This window comes from Variovorax sp. 01N425 (genome assembly GCF_056399465.1).
Genome location: NZ_JBFTRJ010000042.1, coordinates 1 through 4,563, shown reverse-complemented (window position 1 = coordinate 4,563; position 4,563 = coordinate 1). Strand labels below are relative to the sequence as shown.

Below are 4,563 nucleotides of genomic sequence, written 5' to 3'. Positions count from 1 at the left end.
TAGTCATCAAGACATTCCGGCAACAGCGCGACCTGCTGTCGGTCTTCGCCTTCGATGAATCGCTTCATGGGGCACCTTGCTTGGAACGGGTGCACCGATTTTATTTTTTGATGGGCAGGACTGGAAGTCTTTTCACACAGCCTCGGCCGAATGCAGCCCGCTTCAGCCTCTCGAAGACTTGACGGTTCATGAGGCACGCTGTTGCCGAAGCTTGTTCAGCTCGCTTAGGTACGAGCCTGGAATCTGTTGAAGCTCGCCGTCTGCCCCGAGGACGCCGATGCGGGCGCCGTCCACGACAACTTGCAATTCCGCCGGCACGGCGAAGAACTTGACTAAGTCCGGACGGTCGACCCCGAGCTGATAGAGGGAGGTTTTAACGAAACGAGTCGGGTCTTGGGAGCCCGCCTGGTCGTCCAGGTCCGAGAGCCACCAGCCAGAGTCTGCCCCGTCGACGGCGGCGCTTCGCGTGAGTAGCACTCGGCTGGCGTCCTTGTAATTCACATGCACCACAGCGCTTTGGCGAAGCGACGGAAAGTCTGGCTCTACCGATGGGAAGAGGCTTCCGACAACGTCTCGCTGATTTCGCAAATGCATCAACGTTCCATCGACCGAATCGACAAACTTCACTGGAACGACCTTCATGTCGGGCTCCAAAACTCGCAGGAACCCTCCCGGCCCGTCCTCAAGCATCGTAAACATCCAGCCGACCTGCAGGCTCTCGCCGCTTCGGAACTTCTCGCCCTTGGATACACGTTGTTCGAAGAAGCGCAGGAACCAGGAAATGTCTTCTGCTGGGATGGCGCTATTTGAGACCCGAACCTGAAACTCGGGGTGGTTGTGGAGCTTGCATTCGGAAGTCGTATGGACCGACCACGTCTTCGACTGCTCCGAGGAGAGTTTCCGGCCGAATGTGGAGAAGACGGAGCGAAGAGACATGATCTTCTTAGGTGCAGTGGTTCAGTCGTGGCGAACGTCGCTATCGGGCAAATTCGGCTTGATCAACGAATGTCGGGTTCTGGCCGCTTCGAGCCTGTCGCTCGCCGGCGGTGCAAGCCTACCGCCAGCGGGAAGCAATACATGCGCGTCAGAGCGCTACCTCCGCCTCTGACGAAATGACGGTTACACGTCCCGATTGGCATTGTTGCAGGAGGCCCTCAGGCAGTTCCGACGTGACATCTGTTCTTGCAAGTACGTAGTTGCAATCCAATTCGAAATAGCACATTCCATGTACGCCAAGCAGTTCGAAAACGAGTGAGTTCAAACGCCCCCCGGAGACCGGTCGCTCGAAGCCCACGGAATCTATGCCATGGCCTTCGCTACCCCCGATGAAGCCCACCTCACACAAATCATTGTCTCCAGGGGTGAACTCCAAACGGCCTCCGACATGGTCCACTGAACCATACTTTCTCAAAATGGAGGACACCGAGGCGAACGGAGCTGGCGAAGCCTCACCGGCCGCAAACTTGTGCACAAATACTGAGTAGCTCATGTCGACATAAAAAGGTGACCTCGGGTGTCTGCTCGTTGCCACGAACAGCTACTGGTTCTCGCCGTTCCCGGCGCCCGAGATTCAGGCCAACATGGTCTCCGTGCCACGGAGCTGCCGAAGTGCTCAGCAGCCTTTGCACGGGATCGGCAACGTCCGCGTCAAACATCGCGCATTTCCACGACTCGCGAAACCTCAGCCGAGGGTCGCCCCGAACCCGCCACATGCCTATCGAACGCCGGCCCAGAGGTGTATGAGGCGGCCGCCTTGAAATGACCTTGGTACTCCCAGCGATTCACGTCCCGCTTCAGGAATACGGGAATGGCATCGAGCTGTTGTGCCAGCAGCTTGCCGGTGGGTTCAATGATGGCTCCTCGCCCACACAGGATGACTCGAGGCGCCCGCGGGTTCAGCGCCTGCGTGAGGCACGCGGCAACTACCGCGCCGTTCCTCGTAGGCAAGTAGGATTGTTTGCTTCCACCCACCTTAGCGTGAATGTCGTTGCGGGTGTAGTCGCGGCCGATGCTAAACATGCGAACTCCTTCCAGCAGCATGGATTCGAGCATTCTGCCGTGTCGAACGTTTCACGGGCAGGGAATCGAAAGATCGTGATGAACTTCCGGTCCCGGCCGAGGCGCGACTATCGGCAGCCACATTCAGCGGGTCCGTCGCGGGAGCCAGTCATGGTCTTGGGATAGACCGGCGCCATCTGACCTTGCCTCCCTCGGCCGGCGCAATAGTCCTGGCAGCGCTCCTCTAGGCGCGAGCCGAGCCAGCCGGCGCTGTAGCCAATCAGCACACTGGCCCCGCCGAAAATGACGATAGCGCCGAACGCGATCAGTCCAGACGAGACACGGCGCTTCATGTTTGGTCAGGGCTTCTTTGGACTGGCGGGATGAATGTCGGGTATTAGCCGCTTGCTGTCAGTGTGGCCGCGACAGTGCCGCACATTGGGCGGTCCACCGCAGCCGCGCGCTTCTTACAAGAAGTGCTCTAGGCGGAAGTTGCTGGCGCTGCAGGATCGACTTCCGGAGTCCAGCCAAGTACATGGAGCGCCGTTGGCGGTCCAAGCAGCAAGCCGAGCGGTCCCAAGATGATGGTCAGTCCAACCCAGAGCCACACCTTGGCTTTGGCAGCTGTGGCGGACCGCCCCATCTCGATCACTAGCCATATTGCAGATGCGACCCAACCGAGGCCGGCGCCAATGAAGTAGTAGCCCAAAAGGGAAAAGATCGAAATTCCGATGAAAAGCACGTAGGCAAACGCCAGCCTTCGTCGGGCCGAACGACGCGCATGAAGGCCATTCTCGTCTTGCTTCGGCCTGATACGGTTCATGGATGTACTCATAAGTGTCAACTCCCGAGCGAGTGCGCCCCTTCAGTGAAAGTCCGGTCTTGGCCAACTGGAGCCGGCGGCATGCTACCTTCCGGGCCGACACACGGCTTGTTGGAATCATAGATGGACGAATGGCTGGAAAGACAGGCACCGCTCGACGCAGCGGTAGCGAAAGCCCTCATTGCTGCGACCCCAGAATGGTGGAAGTCGGCGAGCCTCGTCGCCGACCGGGAACAGCACGGCCTGCAAGAGCGCATGAGCATTGTCATCACATCCCCTGACGGGCTGCCCGAGCCCGTTAGCCCGACCGAGGAAATCTATTCGAGCCTCTACGCTCTCGCTGACTTCTTCCGTGAGCGCGGGACCGTTTGGCGCTCTGCGTCGTACTCCGTCAAACAGACGGCAGGCGGCGACTGGAAGTACACGGTCCAGTTCGCCTACTAGCGAACTCGAGGGCGACGTCGACCGCCGGTTTTGGTCGACTGGAGTCAAAGCTCGCCTCGCAGGCGAGCCGCTTCCAAGAGAGCGTCAACGTCCACCATTGCTTCTTCCGCGATAACTTGTTCCCAGGTCGGAATCGGGCAGCCTGGTTCTTGAACCAAGATGAAGAGCCAACCGCTTTCATACAAGCAGTCGACGTAGAACCCTTCGGCGAGACAGCCGGCAATCTCGGCTTCGACCTCGCTTGCTTCAACGTCCTTGCCATTTGGCTTGTCGACGCCGGCATAGTGCACAAGCCGGCACGATGGCGCGGATGAGGCTGAAGACCTGAACGCAGCAACCGCTTGCTGGCGCTTGCTGTCGTGACCAATGTTGTCAAGGTCGTTTCGCATTGGCATCCGACAAGGGGTTGTGAATGTCCGATTTTGGTCGAACTCTGCCATCGCCTACACATGTCCCAAGTCATCGAGCCGGCGAAGCTCCTCGGCGCCCTCCTCGGACGCCTGGAAGATGTTTCGCAGAATCTGCGGAGTGATTGGCCGACCTGCCTCACTGACAAGGGGCTGCTGCCCGCCACGCTCCAGAGCCGAAAGCAGCGCTCGCGCTTTTGCAAAGACGTCTTCTGTTCGATTGGAGAAAAGCTCTTGGTCGAACACGGGCTTCCCGGCGGAAAGGCGGTCTCGCACGTCGAGAACTCCGAGTTTTGTAATTCGCCGAACTTCGCTCACCAACGATGCGGGCGGGTCGCACGGCGCCGTAGAAATGGTCACGTGGCTCATCTTCGTTGGGAGGTGATAGGGAATGACTGGACTTGGCCGTCAGACGTCGGTGGAGCCGAGAAGGTACACCTTCGAACCTACGGGAAGACTGGCCTTCGCGACCGCACGAGGCAAGGAAAACGGCGCGTGAACCATAAGCCGCCCTCGGTTAATCATCTCGAAGGCGGCGATGTTCGTCCGAACCTGCGCACCCTGCGGAGTCTCGATGAGGAGCTGTGCCCCAGTCTTCACGTCCCGTCCGAACGCATACGGGACGCCCGGCACGAGCACGCAACCTCGGCCGCCGATATCAAACACGTCTTCGATTTCGAACAAGAACTGCATCTTGATGGTCGTTGGGGAAGAACTGGAGGGTCGAGGCGAACTTCTGCTTTTGGCCGAGGTTGTGTGGAAACGCACTCGACGTGCGAGTATGCCGAACTGAGATGCAAGCTGGCGCGCTGCAGACGCGGAACTCGGCGGCGAAGTCAGTGATGCAGGCACTGGCCGCGCTGCGCGGCGAGCGCGACTAAAAGGGCTCAC

The 4,563-nt window shown here is 59.3% G+C and carries 8 protein-coding genes; 2 read left to right on the top strand and 6 right to left on the bottom strand.

Annotated elements, in window-relative coordinates; translation table 11 throughout:
• A partial coding sequence (locus tag AC1DSC_RS32510) for a hypothetical protein (protein WP_478132077.1) occupies window positions 1-182 on the top strand: 182 nt, incomplete at its 5' end.
• Window positions 183-186: 4 nt separating this feature from the next.
• Here AC1DSC_RS32510 and AC1DSC_RS32505 read toward each other — a convergent pair.
• From AC1DSC_RS32505 to AC1DSC_RS32495, 3 genes are all read right to left on the bottom strand, one after another.
• Window positions 187-936, bottom strand: coding sequence for an immunity protein Imm33 domain-containing protein (locus AC1DSC_RS32505; protein ID WP_478132076.1), 750 nt, complete (start codon window positions 934-936; stop codon window positions 187-189).
• 711 nt (window positions 937-1,647) lie between these two features.
• Window positions 1,648-2,019: a DUF6697 family protein gene (locus AC1DSC_RS32500; RefSeq protein ID WP_478132075.1), complete on the bottom strand. Its 372-nt coding sequence runs from the start codon at window positions 2,017-2,019 to the stop codon at window positions 1,648-1,650.
• 460 nt (window positions 2,020-2,479) lie between these two features.
• Window positions 2,480-2,821 (bottom strand): hypothetical protein, encoded by a 342-nt coding sequence (locus AC1DSC_RS32495; protein WP_478132074.1) that lies wholly within the window; start codon window positions 2,819-2,821, stop codon window positions 2,480-2,482.
• 123 nt (window positions 2,822-2,944) lie between these two features.
• Here AC1DSC_RS32495 and AC1DSC_RS32490 point away from each other — a divergent pair, with 123 nt between their 5' ends.
• Window positions 2,945-3,265, top strand: coding sequence for a hypothetical protein (locus tag AC1DSC_RS32490; RefSeq protein ID WP_478132073.1), 321 nt, complete (start codon window positions 2,945-2,947; stop codon window positions 3,263-3,265).
• 44 nt (window positions 3,266-3,309) lie between these two features.
• Here AC1DSC_RS32490 and AC1DSC_RS32485 read toward each other — a convergent pair whose 3' ends face one another.
• From AC1DSC_RS32485 to AC1DSC_RS32475, 3 genes are read right to left on the bottom strand one after another with little or no spacing between them, the layout of a single operon-like run.
• Window positions 3,310-3,654 (bottom strand): hypothetical protein, encoded by a 345-nt coding sequence (locus tag AC1DSC_RS32485; RefSeq protein ID WP_478132072.1) that lies wholly within the window; start codon window positions 3,652-3,654, stop codon window positions 3,310-3,312.
• Window positions 3,655-3,708: 54 nt separating this feature from the next.
• Window positions 3,709-4,041 carry a hypothetical protein gene (locus AC1DSC_RS32480; RefSeq protein ID WP_478132071.1) on the bottom strand — a complete coding sequence of 111 codons (333 nt, stop codon included), beginning with the start codon at window positions 4,039-4,041 and terminating at the stop codon, window positions 3,709-3,711.
• A gap of 39 nt (window positions 4,042-4,080) precedes the next feature.
• Window positions 4,081-4,365, bottom strand: a complete 285-nt coding sequence (locus AC1DSC_RS32475) for a hypothetical protein (protein ID WP_478132070.1) — start codon at window positions 4,363-4,365, stop codon at window positions 4,081-4,083.
• Between the last annotated feature and the right edge of the window lie 198 nt (window positions 4,366-4,563).